Source organism: Paenibacillus sp. BR1-192, assembly GCF_029542445.1.
GTDB lineage: Bacteria > Bacillota > Bacilli > Paenibacillales > Paenibacillaceae > Paenibacillus_AQ > Paenibacillus_AQ lautus_A.
Window position 1 is genome coordinate 5537885 of record NZ_CP120718.1, and the last position, 16867, is coordinate 5554751.

Consider the following 16867-nt stretch of genomic DNA (forward strand, 5'->3'; position numbering starts at 1 on the left):
ATGCGCGTACCTCCGGCCCACCGATTCCGCCCCTTCTATCAGGTCGCATCCATCTTCGTGCTGGGGATGGTCGTCGGCAGCATCCTCTACAATTCGGTTTATCATGCAGCCTACAATAAATTATGGGAAACGAATCAGGAACAGCAGCTCAAAATAACGCAGTATGAAAAAGATATCGATTCGTTAAAAAAATACAATAAACAATCCACGGTCATCAAGGAAATCAAGATCCGCAGCGAACAAAACGACAGGGAGCCTCTTGATCCCGTCATCATCAAAGAGCTCGTCAGGCTTATGAGCGACGATCTGGCTGCCCTTCGCGGCCGCAACGTGTTTGATATCGATACGGACAGCAAGCTGACCCGTTCGCTCCTCAGCGACAAAATCTATACGGTCCGGGAAAAAGATTACAAGGTCCAGATCAAGACCATGCTCGTCATGGAAGGCGTGCTGCAAATCTGGGTCGGCGTCGATCATCTGGATGCAAAGTCAACGGGATCATGATACAATACATACTATTGTAAATGATCGAATCTAACATGCTTTTAGAGGTTGTTCAAAAAGTCATCTTTTGATCACGAAGCAGCACATGAACATACACTTTCAGCCACATCGCGAGCATGTTACCGAATATAAAGGAGCCTTCCATTCCATGATAACCGTCATCCACTATATCCTGTACATTATCCTTGTCCTGTCCGTCGTAGCTGCCGCGCTGTATAGCATTCGCGCACGGCGAGTAGCGGATCCGGTCGACCGCGGAATCCATATGTCCATGATGAACCTCTGCATGGGCATTATGCTGGTTTCCCTTTCGCTGGTGTGCATGTTCCTGTTCAGCGGCTCCACGCCCGCTGTCATTGTAGAAGCAGCGTTTTTGGTGCTTGGCGCGTTCAATATATTTGCCGGCATTCGAAGCCGCACCTATTACAGCAGACTGAAGAATTCGCGGACGGCCGGCTGAATGAAGCTAAGTTGAAAAAAGGCATCCCGCATGGTCTACAAGACCAGCGGGGTGCCCTTTTTTTATTAGTCGGGAGAGTTTCCCGTTAGCCGTGATCGATCGCCTGCATCGTCATGACCGCTTTGGCAATCAGGCTCGTCTGATGCTGGATTTCAATCTCCATCTTGCAGGTACGCCGGCTGAGCTCCAGCAATTTCGGCATAATGACAATCGGATCCTCGATCTGCACAGGCCGGATGAAATACGTAGACAGATGATCGAGGACATGATCCCAGCCGCTGATATCCTTGGCGGCCTTCACGGCCGCCTGGCTCATAACGGTGGTGAGCACCCCTTGTGAAATCGTTCCGAGTTCCGAGGCCATCTGGGGCGTGATAAAGCCGTGGAAGAACAATCGCCCTTCCTCATCCCGATCCTCCGCTATCCCGTTCCAGATCAGCTGATCGAACGTCTCGCCGAGCTGAGGCTGGTTTCGCGCATCCCGCAGTGCGCCAAGCACCTCTTTCCGGGTGACGGTGGCAAGCAGCTTGCGGTTCCGATCTACGATCGGCAGAAAATCGATCCCTTCCCACATCATGATCTGCGCGGCTGACGCAAGGGAGGTCTTCATGCTGGCCGTCACCGGATTGCGGGTCATCGCTTTCTCGATCGGCTGGGTTTCGGCCAGCCCTTCCACGTCGCGAACCCCGACAATGCCGATGACCCGGTTCCATTCGTCCGTGACGGGGTACCGGTTTTCCCCTGTCTCCTGCGAAATCCGTTTGAATTCCTGAACGGTGACGGAGTTTTTCAACTGGTGATTCTTGGGCTTATCATGGGCGATATCCTCCACCAGCATAATTTTCTTCTTAATTAAACGGTCGAAAATGGCACGGTTGATCATGGAGGCGACCGTAAACGTGTCATGTCGGGACGAGATGATAGGCAGATCCAGCTGATCCGCCAGCAGCTTCACTTCCCGGCTCGTGCCGAAACCGCCGGTAATCAGCACGCCTGCCCCCTGCTCTAACGCCAGGGAATGGGCATCTTCGCGGTTACCGACAATCATGAGGCTTCCGGCGTCGATATAGCGGATCATGGCTTCCACCTTCATCGCGCCGATCACATACTTGTGCAGGCTTTTATTCAGCCCTTCGGCACCGCCAAGCACATGTCCTTCCACGATCTCAACGACATCGGCAAACGTAAGCTGCTCGGATATGTTCCGCGGCTTCCGTTCCACGCGAACCGTACCGATCCGTTCCTTCGTGACAACGATGCCTAGGCTTTCCGCTTCCTTCACCGCCCGGTAAGCGGTACCCTCGCTGACGCCCATCTCCTTGGCCAGCCGCCGCACCGATATTTTGCTTCCCACCTTCAAACTTTCAATATACTGAACCAACTGCTCGTGTTTTGTAATCGTATCATCCCGAACGTCCAACTGTTACACCCCCATAACACTATCTGTACTATACTGTATCTATTATATCACGTCCGCTGACGCTCCCATACCCGTCAAATCCAAAAAAAACCTCCCCTCAAGGATGGCGGATGGATAATCCAGCCGCATCGGCTTCAAGGGAGGTTTTTGTTTATCGCAGCTCTCGCTGTGATCCGGCACTTAATTGGCTTCCTGGCTCTTCTGTTCCTCAGGCCATTTCAGTTCCCACTGGCTCAATTTCTCCTTGCGGATTGCGTCCAGCGCTTTCTGCTTCGCCTCATCTACTCCGATAAGATAATAGAGATGCGAACCGATCACGAGCAGGGCAAAGCCTGCCCAGACAGCACCGAACAGCGAAACCCAAGAGAACCCGCCGGAGAAAGAAATGCTCGGAAGGGCGTATATCAGCATGCCGAGTGCAACCAATAAATATGCGGTGTGTTTAAACTTGTTCTTCTTTTTTTTCATTGTAAACGCAGCTCCTCTACTCTCTGAAATCTATATTTCTACTCTATGAGGAGCTTGCGCAATTTATGAGACAAGTTTTTAAAAATTTGTTCGAATTGTCTTCGAAGTTAACCGCCGCACCATGGTTACAAACGAGACCGCTTAGGATTGGGCCGGTCCGTACAGATGCTGCAGGCTGTCCGATATAATCTTGTTGACGTCTTCGATAATGACGCTCAGACGCCGCTCGGCGTCAAACAGACGGCGGATGTTCAGGTTCAGGCTCAGCACCTCGAACTGTTTCTCCATCTTCTCCATTTCCTCTTGGGCCGGCATGTCTCCGGACATCATGCGCTGTTGAAGCTCCATCTGACGCTGACGGAAATCGTCCAGCATGCGTCTGCTCTCCGGATCCGCATCCACGAGTTTCATCGCGGATGTAATCTCTTCTACCTCCTGGCTCTCCTTCATTGCTTTTGCCAAATCATGCGCTTTGTCATAAATGTTCATTCTTGGTTCCTCCCCTATATTCGGCTAAGAAGCCGTTTTGTTCGTTCGCTTTTTGCCACATCTTAACTCTTAACATCTCATCTCCACAGTATCGTCAGCAGCGATTGGAGCAATCCAATGATCCCGCCCAGCAAAACCCCGAGCCAGGTAATAGCCCTGAACTCGCGGCCGGATACGCTCAGTATGACCTCTTCCAGCCGCTCGATCGGAAATTTCTCCACCTGCTCCTGAACGAGCTGAGGCAAGTTAACGGCCTTCATCGCCCCCGGGATGCTTCGCTCCAAAAAGCCCAGCCCCTTATCGAGCATTCCTGGCAGGGCTGCCTCGATAGCCGGCATGCGCGGGCCGATCGCTTCGCCAACGCGAAGAAGCTCGATCCGCTGAATCCATGTGGACCAAGGAAGCTTGTCATCCAATGTCCGTGTCAGCCACGCAAGCCCCGGCTCATCCGATGCATGTTCGATGATATCCCCGATCGGCATCTCCCCGTAATGGGACAGCTTACCGGAGATGATGTCCGTGATGGTCTTGCGGACCTTCTCTCCCTCCAGCTGCTGGATCAGCACAGGGGTCATCTTCTGTACCAGTTTATCCTCATCCACAAAGATTGAAGCCATCGTTCCGAGAAACCCGCCCGCCTTATCGATAAGCGAAGAAGCTACGTCCGACAGCATGAGCTGCCCCTTTGCCGACAAGAGCGTATGCTTCAGCTCCTTCAGCACGGTATCGGCTGCGGCCGCGCTCCAGCCCTGGATCGTTTCCTCCGACCAGCCGGGAACGAGCTCCTTCAGCGGTTTCGCCTCAAGCCCATACCCGTGCCATATGGCAGCGGCACCTCGGGCCGTAAGCTCGCGCGCCAATTGTTCCGCCCGGACCTTCATCTGCTCCCACTGTTCGGGACTCCATACTTTCAGCGCCAAATCGCCGAAGCTCAGCTCCGATTCGCTCCATTCCTCCAGCTTCCGCCGGAGGCTTTCCTCCATCTTGCTGCGGAACACCGGCCTGCGAATCAGATCCTGCAGGCCCTCGCTTGTCACCAGGTAATCCGAAACCACATGCCCCAGCGACTCGGCAATCTCGTCCTTGCGCTTGGGGATGAGCCCCGGGGTAAAGGGTACGCGGCGGCCCAGGATGATTTTTTCTTCGCGGGGATGAAACAGCATTTTTATCGCAAAGTGGTTCGTTACGCCGCCAACAAAAGCAGCGACGCACACGTTCACCAAAATAAACAGCCAGTTCTGCATTTTCAGCACTCCTTTTTCCCGAGCAGTACAATCACCAAGGGATATATGTCCTCATATGATGCATTACATGCAATGATCAGATGAAGTCTTCGTCTGTTCACTTAAGTATCCAGTTGTTGTCGGAAGGAGATCCATCATGCGCAAATCCAAGATCAAATCCAACACCAAATCCAAGATATCGGTTCAATTAATCCGCTCAGCCCAGCTTCCGGATAACGATATCAAGCTTGGTGACCGGCTCATAAGACAGCTCCGTATCCCGACAGATTCACCGATACAGCTTGCCTTTGGCTCCTTCAAGCAGGAAATCCGCGTTACTTCAGGAGGAAAATCGAACACGCTGGCCCTAAGCCCCACCATATTCAGCAGTTCGGAACTGCTTCCTCGCACCACGATGAATGTCAGATATTATCCAACGGAAAAAATGCTGAAGCTCGGTCCGCTCATCGGTGTCATGGTCAGCCGCTTTTTACCGGATGAACCTGATAAACCTTTCGGGTCGATTTCGGCTTTCTGTTTGGAAATGGTAAACGCGGCCAAGAAACAAGGCGCATATGTGTACTTTTTCACCCCTGACATGATCGGTTCGAACCCGTCAACACTTGAAGCAATTATCTATGACGCGGGTTGGAAAAAGCGCAGCGTTCCAGCTCCGGACGTCATTAATAACCGGCTGTCTACCCGCAAACTGGAGAATAGTCCTAGCGTACAGCATTTTATGAGAGAAGTAAAATCACGATTCGGCACCCACATCTTTAACGAGAAATTCCTCGATAAATCCGATGTCTTCGAGGCGCTCGGACCCGATGCGAAGCTCCAAAAATATTTGCCGGAATCCTATTTGCTCAGCGGTTATCCGACTCTCAAAAAAATGTGCACCACGTATCGGACGGTCTTCCTGAAACCGGTGCGGGGAAGTCTGGGAAAGGGAATCATCCGGATATCCCGGCAAGAGAACGGCCATTACCAAACGATGACGACATCTCTTGAAGGATCCAAGAAGAGCACCTACTCCTCGCTTCCAAAGCTGTTCAGCAGCTTATCCGGAAAAAAAAAAAAAACGCGTTATCAAATTCAGCAAGGATTGGATTTAATCCGCATCAACCGGCGAAACGTCGATTTTCGCGCGCTTGTTCATAAAGACAAAAACGGCAAATGGGCAGTGACCTCGGTCGTGGCCCGAATTGCCGGCGGAAACCACTTTGTCTCCAATCTCGCCAGAGGCGGTACGCTATCTTCCGTCAAGGACGCGCTGGCCATGAGCAGCATTCCGTTATCCTCCAAGCAAACGGCTCCCGCACGAATGAACCAAGCGGCGCTCGATATCGCTCATGGATTGGAGGCTGCCATTCCTTATCACTTCGGAGAGCTGGGCATCGACTTGGCGATTGATACCTCGGGACGTATTTGGCTTCTGGAGGTCAACTCCAAGCCTTCCAAAGGCGAAAATGCGCCATTGAATGCCGACTCCAAAGTAAGGCCGTCTGCCGTACGACTCGTTCAATACTGTCAATACTTGACGGGTTTGTAAAAAAGGAGAACCTTATGTCCTCAAAGATAATAGGCACCCTGGGTGTCATGGCATGCCGCAAACCGGGCTTCCCACCGTTCGCCGAGAAGCAATTTCTCCGCGAGCTAAGCTTGAAGTCCGAGGGGCTCGGCATGCAGGTATTTGTTTTTTGTCCGGATGATGCCTCACCTGCTTCAGGTGCGGACAGCGCCGCGGACAGGATAAAAGGATATCGCTTCAATCCGGAAGAGGGCTGGATTACCGGCACCTTCCCGCTTCCTGACATCGTCTATGACCGTTGCCTGCACCGAAGCGGCGAGGAAACGGCCGCAGCCGGTGAACTTCTGAACCGAATGTCGCAGCTTGGCGTTAAGCTGTGGTCGCGCGGTCTGCCGGGCAAGCAGAAGGTTCATCAGCTGTTAAAGCGCTCCTCAGCCATCAAGCCTTATTTGCCGGCAACCTTAAGTTATACGGGAGCCGAATCCCTCAGCCGGGCTTTGCTCGCCTTTGGCGGACGTCTCTTCATGAAGCCAAGCGGAGGCTCTCAGGGCCGTCACACCTTGTACCTCGCGTTGACAGATCAACAGCGTGTCAGACTGCAAGGAAGGGATCGGAGCAACCGCATGTTCCTGCATACCATTCCCGTGCAAGAGATGAACGAATGGGTGGGAAGTTTTACCGGCCGCCGCCGGTTTATCATTCAGCCCTTCCTGAAACTTCGCAACGGTAACGGGCACCCGTACGATATCCGGTCATTGGTTCAAAAGAATGATCGCGGCATATGGTCCGTCACAGGAATCGCTGTTAGGCAAGGAGCCGACCAAGGATTAACCTCAAACCTTCATGGCGGAGGCACGGCATTTCCCGCCCTCCCCTATCTAACGACCGATTTCGGAGAAGAAAAGGCCACGGGGATCATGCGGACCATCCGGGATTTGTCCGCTCAGCTTCCAGCTCTGCTGGAGGAAGGATTCGGCCGGCTCGGCGAGCTGGGAATCGATTTTGGCGTGGATACCAGCGGACGGGTCTGGATCCTGGAGGTCAACTCCAAACCTGGCCGACGCGCATTTACACTAACGGGAGATGGTCACGCAGCCCGGCTGTCCGTCGAACATCCGATTCAATACGCCCGTTATTTATTGCTTCGACAACTTAGGAGGGTAAATACATGAGTTTGAATTTCGGAAATATTCATTTCTCGCAGCAGCCCGAAAAAGTCGTCTTTTTATCCGGTTCGCTTCTCAAGAGCCTGGGGCTATCAAGCAAGAAATCGATAAAGCTTCGCATTGGCACCAATACCGTGTCCGCTGCCCTGAAACCGATCGAACGGTCGGGAAAACACATCTATTTAAGCAGCGGAGTCCGAAACAGCGTCAACGTTCCCAGACAGGGTCCTGTGTATATCCATTCCCCCCGGGAAGGAGAACTTGAACTCGGGCCGGTGGTCGGGGTTCTGTCCGACGGCCCCCCGAATCCGTCCAGTCCTTTTGGAGCCCGCACTTCATATATCCGGCAGCTGCTTCGCGAAGGCAACAAAAAAATGTTCGTATATGCCTTTGCCCCACGGGATATCAATTGGCAGCGCGAAACCGTTCATGCCTATATGCTTGGTTCCGGCGGCGGCTTCATTCGCAAGACCGTTCCGCTTCCTGATGTCGTTTATAACCGCCTACCGAGCCGGAAAACCGACTTCTCCCCTTTTACCAACCAACTGAGGGACCGGTTCGGCAAACGCAACATCAAATTCTTCAATTGGGCGTTCTTCAATAAATCGGATGTCTACTCGCAGCTGGACGGTGACCTGCAGGCGGGCAAATATTTGCCGGAAACCTACAACAATCCTAGTCCCGAGCGGATTAAGGATATGATGGAACGCCATCATTTCGTATATTATAAGCCTTCTGCCGGAAGTTTAGGCCTGGGCATCTACCGGTTAACCTATCTTCCCAAAAAAGGATACTATGCCCGCTATCACGGAAACGGCGGCAACACGCTGCTCAAATTCCCGAACTTTAACAGTCTGATGCGGATGCTTCAGGCAAAGCACGGTGCCAAGCTGAAGAGCTACGTCATCCAGCAAGGAATCCGTCTCATTGAAATCGACGGATGTCCCATCGACTTCAGGTTCCATATGCATAAGAACAGCAGAAACCGTTGGGCCGTGGTCGGCATCGGCGCAAAAAAAGCCGGACGCGGCAGCGTCACCACGCATATCAAGAACGGCGGCTCGCTGATGACGCCGGAAGTGGCGCTCTCCCGCGCTTTTGGAACCAGATCGCGTGATGTGCTGGAGCGCGCCAAGGAAGCCGCCATTGCGATGTCGGAAGCGATCGAGAATCACCACCCGCATCTGTTAGGGGAAATCGGGTTCGATATCGGCATAGACGATAACGAGAGAATCTGGATGTTTGAAGCGAATTCGAAGCCGGGCAGATCGATTTTCAGCCACCCTTCACTTAAAGCGGAAGGAAGAGCATCAGTCGAGCATATTTTTGATCACAGTTTGTATCTGAGCGGCTTCCACAGGGGGAATGATTCGTGATCAGCCGAGTGGAGAGTGATGGAAGACCGGTTGTAGCAATCTTGACCATGCACGATACTCAAACCATGTTCAGAGGCAACCGGCAAAACTTTCAGGAAATTATCAAGACAGGAAAAGATATGGGGTTTCTGGTCTATGTGGTCACGGTACGCGATCTGAAGCTTGATACGGATTCTGTCAAAGGCTATATGCTGATGGGCGACCATTGGGAGCAGAGGTTATGTCCTCTGCCCCAGGTTATCTATAACCGGATTCCATACCGTGAGGATGAAGCGCTGCCGTGGGTTCGCCGCAAAATCAAGGAATGCCAAAGGCATCCCCATATCGACCTCTACAACCCACATTTCTTTAATAAGTGGAGACTGTTCGCTTGGCTGAACAAATCGCGGTTAACCAAGCAATGGACTCCTCTGACTAAGCGCTTGAAGGGGTATCCGACTTTATATGAGATGATGAAGAGGAAGCCCTACCTGTATCTAAAACCGGAGGATGGCAAAGCCGGTCAAGGAATTATGAGGATTCGGTACCAGAAAAACAAATCGCTCCCCTACCGCATCCAGATTCAGAACAACAAAAACAGTACCACGTACAAAGCGGCTTCCTTGGAAAGGCTCTGGAGCCGGGTTTATCAGGAAACCAAAGGAAGCTCATACCTTATTCAGCAGGGAATCGAGCTGGCTCAGGTCCATGGCCGCTCCTTTGATCTCCGCATTCTTGTGCAAAAGAACGATTCGGGTTCCTGGGCGGTCACGGGAATCGGAGCACGCATGGCAGGGGCCAAGAGCATAACCACGCATGTTCCCCGCGGGGGAACGATTGAGGACCCGGAGAAGCTGCTACCGATCGTATTCGGTCCGGAACGTTCAGATGCCATCCTGGGCGAGGTTAGAAAGGCAGCCGTGCATATGGCACGGCAGATTGAGAAATGCTCCGGGCAGATCCATGGGGAAATGTCCATGGACCTTGGAATCGATAACGAAGGCATCCTCTGGTTCTTCGAGGCGAATTCAAGACCGATGAAATTTGACGAACCGGCGATCCGCAAAAAATCACTGGAGCGGATTTTTCAATATTCCGACTATCTGATCAAGCAAAAGTAAATCTTGCACGGTCTCAAGCACCGGTCAAAGATGTACGGAAAGGAGGGGATCATGTGGAAATCTCATGTCTCTCTCTCGCAAGCCCGGAAGAATGGCCGCATGCCAGACAGCAATGCAGCGAGTTCTTCCGGCGTTACAGCAACAAGCGTCTAACCCGCGAAGGTTATCAGCGTCTGGCATCGTTATCCTACGACGAGCTGCTGCAGCCAGGCACTTCGATCGTGGCGGCAACGGTTCGGGGCGATATCGGGCGCATACCGGTGGGGATTTGCTTTGCGGCGGATTATGGAGAAAGTGCCTGTATGATTGCTGTACACCCTCTATACCGCAACCGGCAAATCGGTTCTTCCCTGATCCGCTCGCAATTATCCAGGTTCGGGCGGCTGCGATGCAAAGTGGCTGCAGATCATACGGCAAGTTTGCAAATGTGCTTTCATGCAGGGATGCAGGCCATTGCTCTTGAGCAGGGTCCGACAGGAAAACCTACGCTCATTATGAGCGGAAATCTGCCCCTGCACCAACCATTTAATGCTGACTCTATTCAAGAAGGTGAACCTCTGTGTCGAAACCCGTCTTAGGTATTATGACGCTTTACTTGGATGAACGGAAAAAGCTGGAGGAACGGCATATCTACGAGCATATGATCAAGGAAGGAAAGGCAATGGGGCTGGACGTCTATGTCTTCACCCCCGCCGAGGTCAACAGCGCCCAAGGGCTGATCAACGCCATGGAATACGACCCTGACCACCAAAGATGGAGCCGGAGGTGGCGGTCGTTTCCCGACATGATCTTTGACCGCTGCCGCATTCAAAAGAGCCCGCGCTTTCAACAGCTGCTGCGCTTTCGTTCCCGCTACCGGTACTTGCTGTTTCTGAACCGGCCGCTGCGCAACAAATGGACGATTCATCAAATACTGTCCACCAAAAAACGCTTCCGGCCCCATCTGCCCGACACCCGGATCGTTACGAGCACCAGTGACATTCACCGGATGCTCCATGTTCACCCTGTCGTTTATTTTAAGCCGATCAACGGAACGGGCGGACGCGGAATCCTGCGGATTGCGAAGGTGCCGGGCGTTACGGGCACGTATGAAATCCGGGGACGCAATTCCAATCGGAGCATCATTAAACCGAAACGGATGCCATCGGGCCATTTGGCGCAATATTTATCGGGCTGGGGCAATAAAGACCGATATCTCGTCCAAGAGGGAATACAGCTGGAGCTGCCGGACGGAAGAGTGCATGACTACCGAATGCTCGTGCAGAAAGACGGAGCCGGTCAATGGCAGGTGACCGGCTGCGTGGGACGCGTCGGGGCGCCGAAGAGCGTAACCTCCAACCTGCATGGCGGCGGAAGCGCGACGATGATGGAAGAATTGTTAAGCAAATGGATCGCAGATCCGGCAAAGCGCGCCAGCATCCGCGAGGAAGCCGATTCCCTCGGCGTGGCCATAGCCCAATTTCTCGACGGACAATATGGAGGCTTGTGCGAGCTTGCGCTGGATCTGGCAGTGGATAAAACCGGAAGGGTTCTTCTCCTGGAGGTGAATCCTAAGCCATCAAGGGAAGTATTCTCGCAGATCGGCGATATGGCTGCCTACCGCGAATCCATGGTGAAGCCCTTAGAATATGCCATGTGGGTATACAGTCAAAAAAAATCCGCGAAGAATGCTTAAGGCCGAACCCTGGAAAATCGAATACTAGAATCCGAAAAAACGCACAAAGGCTGTTTCCAAGAGGGTTGCATGCTACCCTTGGAAACAGCCTTTGTGACTCCTATCCAATCTACTCGGCTTGGTCATGAAGCTTCAGCAGCTGTGAAAAAGAATGGATGACAACGTCCGATCCCTTCAGCTCCTGATCCTCGCCAAAACCTGCATAGCGGCAGCCAATGACGGTTTGTCCGTTCTCTTTGCCTGCCTCCACATCCGATGACCGGTCTCCTACCATCCAGGCATCCTTGATTTCATGCTGATCCAGCAGCAATCTGACCAAATCCACCTTCGAAGCCGTTCCGTGCTCTCCGGCACTGTAGACCCCTTCAAAAAGCGGCATAAGCCCCCTCGCTTGGGAGATGCCCTTCACGTAATCCTCCAGTCCGTTGCTGGCAACAAACAATCGGACGCCGCGCCGATGAAGCTCCTCCAGCGTCTCCTTCACCTCAGGATACAAAACGGCTGCTTCATCGCTTAAACCTTCGAGCTCCAGCTGCAGCAGCAGCTCGTTTGCACGGTTATGGGCTGCCGGCGTCGCATCCGGTATGACCTTCTTCCAAATGTCTTCGAGCAGCATCCCCAGACATCCAAGCATGAGCTCCTCATCCGGCGTTTCTCCCTCGTAGTGCCCCTCTTCGCGCAGAATGTCGAACAATTTGTGATAGGCGGGCAGCAGCAGGGTCTCCGTCTGAAACAGCGTTCCATCCATGTCAAATATCATCGCTTCCGGCTTGATTAACGTAGCTGTTTTTTCCAATTTTGTCCTTCCCTTCGCTCCATATAATCTGATTCTAGTCTAATCTCCCCTCATCATATAGGAACCATATCACATCTGCAAATCCCATTCCCCCATAACTGCTGCTTTTTGTCTATGTCATCATGCGTAACCAAGTAGGCTTTAACGTTGTTATATATACGATAAGTGCGAAGAAAGGAGAGGATGAACTTGCCGGAAACAAGGGAGTCTGGTGAAGCATCGGCCATCGGGCTGCTGGAAGCCGAACTGCTGGCAGAGCTGGAACGGTATGATCCCCGTGAGCAAGCCGCCATTCTCAAGAGGATGGTTAACCGGCTTAAGAAGGGCCGATATGTCCGAAGCCCGATCGCCCTGGTGAAGGAGATGGTTCGGACACCGCTCGTATGGTACCTGTTGTCCCTGGGGTTTGCGATACCGATCCTGTTCTATATCTTGTTCGTTTGGATCTCGCTGGCGGTTGAAGGGTAACGCCGGAACGAAGCGTTATTGTTCAAATTCCGGGCGCGGCCGCCAGATCATTAACGTAGCGGCGTACCATGCCGAGGTAACAAACGGCAGATATTTGAGACCCTTCAACCCGTCCTCGTCTCCTCCAAATACCATGTGCGACGTAACGGCGATCACTGCATTCAGAACGATCCCGCCTGCAAAACCTCCGATTAAAGCCATAACCAGCACGGCAAGGCTTCTCATGTTCGTATTACCCCTTCTGTTCCTGTCGATAGGACGGGAGTACACCACGTGCCGTATCCACGGCAAGCCAGAATAATCCGATGGCAATGACCGGATGCCATGCCCCTGCGCCAGGCAGGTTCGCCGTGAGGTATTGGCTGATGACCAATAACAACAGAGCCAGTGATCTCCTTTTATACGGGGCTGGCAGTTTGCCTGCAATACCAAATATCAGCATGAGCAGCGGCACGATTTCAAAAAAATGGACAAACACGGTGTGGCTTCTCCACATCGATCCGTCGTGAAACAGCGCCATGCCGGCAATAAACGTCTGAACGGCAATACAAACAACAAATAACCATGTCAGCCCTAACGAAATCCATACGGCCAGCGGTGTTTTTCTTTCAGCTTGTTGCGTCATGTCGATATCCCTCTCTCGATTCAAAAATTTTTTACGAGATCATCCTATCATCGAAATGTTGCGATCTTGTGATGATGGCTTGCGGATTCCGTGAAATTTTCCAATTGCGGCTGGAAACCGTATATAATGGGGTGGATTTACCGCTGAACCTAACGAATCAATGGAAAGGCAGGATGGTTGCATGGCACATACCTTGCTTCTTGTGGACGATGAACGGAAAGTCATTGAATTTATGGAGCCGTTCCTCCGGCAGGAGGGATTTCACATCATTACCGCTTCGACCGGCACGGAGGCTTTAGCCAAAGCGAGAGACGCCAAGCCGTCGCTGGTCGTATTGGATTGGATGCTGCCGGAATTAAGCGGCATTGAAGTATGCCGGGAGCTCAGAAAATCAAGCCGTGTCGGCATTATTATGGTTACCGCCCGGATTGAGGAAACCGATAAGCTGATCGGGCTGGAGGTAGGCGCAGACGATTACATGACCAAGCCTTTCTCCCTGCGGGAGCTGGCTGCGCGTATCCGGTCGGTCCTTCGCAGAATAGAAGGCGAATCGGTTACTGAAGAAATGCTTAAGCGCGGCGATTTAACGATCTCGGAAACCCAATGCCGGGTATGGAAACACGACCGGGAGATCCTGCTTACGCCTACCGAATTCAAGCTGCTCCTGACCCTTGCTTCCAGGCCTGGCGTGGTATACAGCCGTCTGCAGCTGCTTCAGGCGGCCATGGAGGATGATATCCACAATGATGAACGGACCGCGGACGCCCATATCAGCCGGATTCGCAAAAAAATCGAAGATGACCCGGCCGAGCCCGTTTTTATCAAAACGGTGTATGGATTCGGTTACCGGTTTGAGCAGCAGCCATGAGCGTGGGCCGCAAAATCTTCATCGTCCTCTCGTCGTTCATTATCGGTTTCAGCACCGTCTTCGTCCTTCTTACTTATATCGTGATCCGCGATTCCATGGATGTCATGCTGCAAACCTCGCGCGAAGAAGAGCTGGATCAGCTCCAGGACCGGCTGGTCGGCTACTACGTAAAGAATGGGCATACTTTTCGTGCCGTTCAGGATCAGGCATGGTTAGCGGACAGTCCCCGTTCGGCTGACCGCCAGGAGAGCATCCTGCTGGTGTCAGGGGAACAAACGACCCTCTTGCATGAGGGGGAGGCTGTAGAGCAGCTGATCAAACGTCTGGGGGTAAAGCGGACGTTACATGTTGAAGGCGACGCGGTCGCGGAGCTGTATTATTATGATACGGATGTGGCAAACCTGACCAAGCTTCGGATCGGCACGCCCACATCCATCATCATTCTGCTGGGCGGAGGCACCATCCTCTTCGTCCTGCTATCCCTTGGGGCGGCATACTGGATATCGCGAAGGCTCACGGCGCCCCTGCGCAAACTCGTCCCGGCCATCGAACGCCTCGGTCAAGGCGAATACGGCATTCAGGCCCCCGTCACCTCGGAGGACGAATACGGGAGGGTCGCCGTCGCTTTTAACGGAATGTCTTCCAAGCTCGAACAATCGGAAATGGTCCGCCGCAATTTGGTGGCTGACGTCGCCCATGAGCTTCGCACGCCGCTGACCATCGTGAGGGGAAAGCTGGATCTGCTTCAACAGAATCGGCAGCCGATCGAACCCGAACTGCTGCTTCCCATCCAGGACGAATTGATTCGCTTAACCCGGCTCGTGGGTGACCTCCATCAATTATCTTTAGCCGAAGCGAAGCAGCTGCCGCTGGTTCGAAAACCAACCGATATGCTGGTTCTGCTGAGTCAAATCCGGGAACGGGTAGAGCCTGAGGCGGAGGCCAAAAACTTGGCTCTGCGACTGACGAGCGCTACGGAACGCACCTCCGTACCCGTTGATCCTAGTCGAATCACCCAGGTGTTCCTGAATCTGTTCGTCAACGCGATCCGGTATACGCCCCATGGCGGGCTTGTCCATGTTTCGCTGTTAGAGGAGTCCCCATCCGGCATGCTTCGGATCGATATTCGGGATACGGGCCCAGGGATTGAAGAAGAGCATCTTCCTTATCTCTTTAACCGCTTCTACCGCACGGATGAAGCGCGTGCGCGGCATCAAGGCGGCATGGGACTAGGTCTTGCGATTGCCAAGGAATTCATCGTATCTCATGGAGGCACGATTCAGGCGGAGAGCAAGCCGGGGCAGGGTACCACCTTTACGGTCCGGCTGCCGTATCATGATTCGGACCAGGAGCTGCGCGGGACCTAATGGCCGCGATATCTCCCTTCCACCATAAACAGGCCCGGCCGCTATCGGCCGGGCCTGTCATGAACGATTCACTTGGGTGGGGCTAACGATGTACGCACCCTAGAATATTTTCTTCGTTTCCCGATCTTCCTTGATAATCTCAACGGCCTCCCGGAAGCGGAGGGAATGAATGATTTCCCGTTCCCGCAAAAATTTGAGACTGTCCTGCAAATCCACGTCGTCGGTCATGTCGATGAGCCATTGATATGTAGCGCGCGCTTTCTCTTCTGCCGCAATGTCCTCGTACAAATCCGCAATCGGATCGCCTTTTGCCTGAATGTAAGTTGCCGTGAACGGAACTCCAGCGGCATTCTCGTAATACAGCGCATGATCGTGATTGGCATAGTGCGCGCCCAATCCGGCTGCCTCCAGCTCCGCCACGCTTGCATCCTTCGTCAATTTGTACACCATCGCGGCAATCATCTCGAGATGTGCGAATTCCTCGGTTCCGATATCGTTGAGCAATCCGATCACTTTGTCTGGAATCGTATACCGCTGGTTCAGATAACGCAGCGCGGCGGCCAGCTCGCCGTCAGCGCCTCCATATTGCTCCATCAAAAATTTTGCCATTCTCGGATCACATTTACTTACGCGCACCGGATACTGAAGCTTTTTTTCATATACCCACATGGGCTCTTCCGCCTCCTTGTTCTCGCTTTTCCTCTTCGTGAGGGCTGCATGCAGGTGGTGAAGCAAGCAGCAGCCCGCTGGCCAACGCCGTCAAACCTGCCAAGGCCAAGGGCCTTGGGCCCATTCGAACGGATATTTGGAATACGCGCGGCCAAAATTTTGCAGGGGCCCATACAACTCCTGGAATTGCTTCGCGAGCACCGTCCTTTCCTGCGTCAGCTTGTTGAATTGCTCGATGCTCTTGAGATCATCCGGATGGGTGTCCAAATACAGGTTCAGCTCGACGAGGACAAAATCCAATGCCTGAAGCTGCTCCAGCATTTCGTAATACTTCCGATCTCCAACCTGGGGTCTGGCTTCGTTCACGGCCGATCACTCTCCTTTAAATTTTCGCGAGGTATACGGGCTATACAAGGACGGCCATAACGTTCCGTGTCTCAATGCCTCGGCAGGGCTAAACTGCGGCAGGCCGGGCGGTTGAAACACGAGATACTGGTTAACCGGCACCACATACGTTCTGTAGAGCTTGGGCGGGCAAGGATCAAATGGCGAATGAAATACCGGGTATACGCGCACCTCAGGGTTTTCCTTCAAGGGTATTCCTCCTTATCGTTACTATCCGTCGTTTTCAAGGACTCTTCGTATTTAACATATGTCTTCCG

General features: G+C 52.9%; 21 protein-coding genes. 11 read left to right on the forward strand and 10 right to left on the reverse strand.

Annotated elements, in window-relative coordinates; translation table 11 throughout:
* Nucleotides 1-504 (forward strand): sporulation membrane protein YtrI, encoded by a 504-nt coding sequence (locus P0X86_RS24935; RefSeq protein WP_009595061.1) that lies wholly within the window; start codon nt 1-3, stop codon nt 502-504.
* 148 nt (nt 505-652) lie between these two features.
* On the forward strand, nt 653-964 hold the full coding sequence (locus tag P0X86_RS24940) for a YtpI family protein (protein ID WP_009595071.1): 312 nt from the start codon (nt 653-655) through the stop codon (nt 962-964).
* An 85-nt stretch (nt 965-1049) separates the two neighbouring features.
* On the opposite strand, the gene P0X86_RS24945 is transcribed toward P0X86_RS24940, so the two are convergent.
* From P0X86_RS24945 to P0X86_RS24960, 4 genes are all read right to left on the reverse strand, one after another.
* Complete coding sequence (locus P0X86_RS24945; protein WP_036659800.1) at nt 1050-2384, reverse strand: DRTGG domain-containing protein; 1335 nt, start codon at nt 2382-2384, stop codon at nt 1050-1052.
* 180 nt (nt 2385-2564) lie between these two features.
* On the reverse strand, nt 2565-2852 hold the full coding sequence (locus P0X86_RS24950; protein ID WP_015736991.1) for a hypothetical protein: 288 nt from the start codon (nt 2850-2852) through the stop codon (nt 2565-2567).
* A 141-nt stretch (nt 2853-2993) separates the two neighbouring features.
* On the reverse strand, nt 2994-3341 hold the full coding sequence (locus P0X86_RS24955; protein WP_009595776.1) for a YlbF/YmcA family competence regulator: 348 nt from the start codon (nt 3339-3341) through the stop codon (nt 2994-2996).
* Nucleotides 3342-3418: 77 nt separating this feature from the next.
* A complete protein-coding gene (locus P0X86_RS24960) occupies nt 3419-4585 on the reverse strand; it encodes a DUF445 domain-containing protein (RefSeq protein WP_015736993.1) in 1167 nt (388 codons plus the stop codon).
* Nucleotides 4586-4721: 136 nt separating this feature from the next.
* Here P0X86_RS24960 and P0X86_RS24965 point away from each other — a divergent pair, with 136 nt between their 5' ends.
* The 6 genes from P0X86_RS24965 to P0X86_RS24990 are packed head-to-tail and all read left to right on the forward strand — an operon-like array spanning nt 4722 to nt 11412.
* Nucleotides 4722-6116 carry a YheC/YheD family endospore coat-associated protein gene (locus P0X86_RS24965; RefSeq protein ID WP_277746731.1) on the forward strand — a complete coding sequence of 465 codons (1395 nt, stop codon included), beginning with the start codon at nt 4722-4724 and terminating at the stop codon, nt 6114-6116.
* A 14-nt stretch (nt 6117-6130) separates the two neighbouring features.
* Nucleotides 6131-7267, forward strand: a complete 1137-nt coding sequence (locus tag P0X86_RS24970) for a YheC/YheD family endospore coat-associated protein (RefSeq protein ID WP_096776318.1) — start codon at nt 6131-6133, stop codon at nt 7265-7267.
* A complete protein-coding gene (locus tag P0X86_RS24975; RefSeq protein WP_277746732.1) occupies nt 7264-8637 on the forward strand; it encodes a YheC/YheD family endospore coat-associated protein in 1374 nt (457 codons plus the stop codon). The genes P0X86_RS24970 and P0X86_RS24975 overlap by 4 nt, the downstream gene beginning before the upstream one ends.
* Entirely contained in the window at nt 8634-9737 is a 1104-nt protein-coding gene (locus P0X86_RS24980) for a YheC/YheD family endospore coat-associated protein (RefSeq protein ID WP_096776320.1), read from the forward strand. The genes P0X86_RS24975 and P0X86_RS24980 overlap by 4 nt, the downstream gene beginning before the upstream one ends.
* A gap of 53 nt (nt 9738-9790) precedes the next feature.
* On the forward strand, nt 9791-10315 hold the full coding sequence (locus tag P0X86_RS24985; protein ID WP_213579552.1) for a GNAT family N-acetyltransferase: 525 nt from the start codon (nt 9791-9793) through the stop codon (nt 10313-10315).
* Nucleotides 10297-11412, forward strand: coding sequence for a YheC/YheD family endospore coat-associated protein (locus P0X86_RS24990; protein ID WP_096776321.1), 1116 nt, complete (start codon nt 10297-10299; stop codon nt 11410-11412). The genes P0X86_RS24985 and P0X86_RS24990 overlap by 19 nt, the downstream gene beginning before the upstream one ends.
* Nucleotides 11413-11521: 109 nt before the next feature.
* Here P0X86_RS24990 and P0X86_RS24995 read toward each other — a convergent pair whose 3' ends face one another.
* Nucleotides 11522-12208 (reverse strand): HAD family hydrolase, encoded by a 687-nt coding sequence (locus tag P0X86_RS24995; protein ID WP_009595725.1) that lies wholly within the window; start codon nt 12206-12208, stop codon nt 11522-11524.
* Between the two features lie 183 nt (nt 12209-12391).
* Here P0X86_RS24995 and P0X86_RS25000 point away from each other — a divergent pair, with 183 nt between their 5' ends.
* Nucleotides 12392-12676, forward strand: coding sequence for a hypothetical protein (locus P0X86_RS25000; protein ID WP_249732774.1), 285 nt, complete (start codon nt 12392-12394; stop codon nt 12674-12676).
* Nucleotides 12677-12691: 15 nt separating this feature from the next.
* Here P0X86_RS25000 and P0X86_RS25005 read toward each other — a convergent pair whose 3' ends face one another.
* A complete protein-coding gene (locus P0X86_RS25005; protein ID WP_192570836.1) occupies nt 12692-12901 on the reverse strand; it encodes a DUF5957 family protein in 210 nt (69 codons plus the stop codon).
* 7 nt (nt 12902-12908) lie between these two features.
* Nucleotides 12909-13301 (reverse strand): DUF6220 domain-containing protein, encoded by a 393-nt coding sequence (locus P0X86_RS25010; protein WP_277746733.1) that lies wholly within the window; start codon nt 13299-13301, stop codon nt 12909-12911.
* A gap of 181 nt (nt 13302-13482) precedes the next feature.
* Between P0X86_RS25010 and P0X86_RS25015 the strand changes: the two genes are divergently transcribed.
* Both P0X86_RS25015 and P0X86_RS25020 read left to right on the forward strand, forming a co-directional pair.
* Nucleotides 13483-14169, forward strand: a complete 687-nt coding sequence (locus tag P0X86_RS25015; protein ID WP_096776325.1) for a response regulator — start codon at nt 13483-13485, stop codon at nt 14167-14169.
* Complete coding sequence (locus P0X86_RS25020) at nt 14166-15536, forward strand: sensor histidine kinase (RefSeq protein ID WP_277746734.1); 1371 nt, start codon at nt 14166-14168, stop codon at nt 15534-15536. The genes P0X86_RS25015 and P0X86_RS25020 overlap by 4 nt, the downstream gene beginning before the upstream one ends.
* Before the next feature lie 99 nt (nt 15537-15635).
* Here the strand turns inward: P0X86_RS25020 and P0X86_RS25025 are convergent, their stop codons facing one another.
* The 3 genes from P0X86_RS25025 to P0X86_RS25035 form a co-directional block, all read right to left on the reverse strand.
* Entirely contained in the window at nt 15636-16205 is a 570-nt protein-coding gene (locus tag P0X86_RS25025) for a manganese catalase family protein (RefSeq protein WP_096776327.1), read from the reverse strand.
* 90 nt (nt 16206-16295) lie between these two features.
* Nucleotides 16296-16571: a spore coat protein CotJB gene (locus P0X86_RS25030; protein WP_036659829.1), complete on the reverse strand. Its 276-nt coding sequence runs from the start codon at nt 16569-16571 to the stop codon at nt 16296-16298.
* Between the two features lie 6 nt (nt 16572-16577).
* Nucleotides 16578-16799, reverse strand: a complete 222-nt coding sequence (locus P0X86_RS25035; protein WP_096776328.1) for a spore coat associated protein CotJA — start codon at nt 16797-16799, stop codon at nt 16578-16580.
* Between the last annotated feature and the right edge of the window lie 68 nt (nt 16800-16867).

Excerpts from the sequence above, each read along its gene's own strand:
- P0X86_RS25015 (WP_096776325.1), top strand. The coding sequence starts at position 13,483 with ATGGCACATACCTTGCTTCTTGTGGACGATGAACGGAAAGTCATTGAA.
- P0X86_RS24950 (WP_015736991.1), bottom strand. The coding sequence starts at position 2,852 with ATGAAAAAAAAGAAGAACAAGTTTAAACACACCGCATATTTATTGGTT.
- P0X86_RS25000 (WP_249732774.1), top strand. The coding sequence starts at position 12,392 with ATGAACTTGCCGGAAACAAGGGAGTCTGGTGAAGCATCGGCCATCGGG.
- P0X86_RS25005 (WP_192570836.1), bottom strand. The coding sequence starts at position 12,901 with ATGAGAAGCCTTGCCGTGCTGGTTATGGCTTTAATCGGAGGTTTTGCA.
- P0X86_RS24960 (WP_015736993.1), bottom strand. The coding sequence starts at position 4,585 with ATGCAGAACTGGCTGTTTATTTTGGTGAACGTGTGCGTCGCTGCTTTT.
- P0X86_RS24935 (WP_009595061.1), top strand. The coding sequence starts at position 1 with ATGCGCGTACCTCCGGCCCACCGATTCCGCCCCTTCTATCAGGTCGCA.
- P0X86_RS25020 (WP_277746734.1), top strand. The coding sequence starts at position 14,166 with ATGAGCGTGGGCCGCAAAATCTTCATCGTCCTCTCGTCGTTCATTATC.
- P0X86_RS24975 (WP_277746732.1), top strand. The coding sequence starts at position 7,264 with ATGAGTTTGAATTTCGGAAATATTCATTTCTCGCAGCAGCCCGAAAAA.
- P0X86_RS24940 (WP_009595071.1), top strand. The coding sequence starts at position 653 with ATGATAACCGTCATCCACTATATCCTGTACATTATCCTTGTCCTGTCC.
- P0X86_RS24965 (WP_277746731.1), top strand. The coding sequence starts at position 4,722 with ATGCGCAAATCCAAGATCAAATCCAACACCAAATCCAAGATATCGGTT.
- P0X86_RS24970 (WP_096776318.1), top strand. The coding sequence starts at position 6,131 with ATGTCCTCAAAGATAATAGGCACCCTGGGTGTCATGGCATGCCGCAAA.
- P0X86_RS25010 (WP_277746733.1), bottom strand. The coding sequence starts at position 13,301 with ATGACGCAACAAGCTGAAAGAAAAACACCGCTGGCCGTATGGATTTCG.
- P0X86_RS24955 (WP_009595776.1), bottom strand. The coding sequence starts at position 3,341 with ATGAACATTTATGACAAAGCGCATGATTTGGCAAAAGCAATGAAGGAG.
- P0X86_RS25025 (WP_096776327.1), bottom strand. The coding sequence starts at position 16,205 with ATGTGGGTATATGAAAAAAAGCTTCAGTATCCGGTGCGCGTAAGTAAA.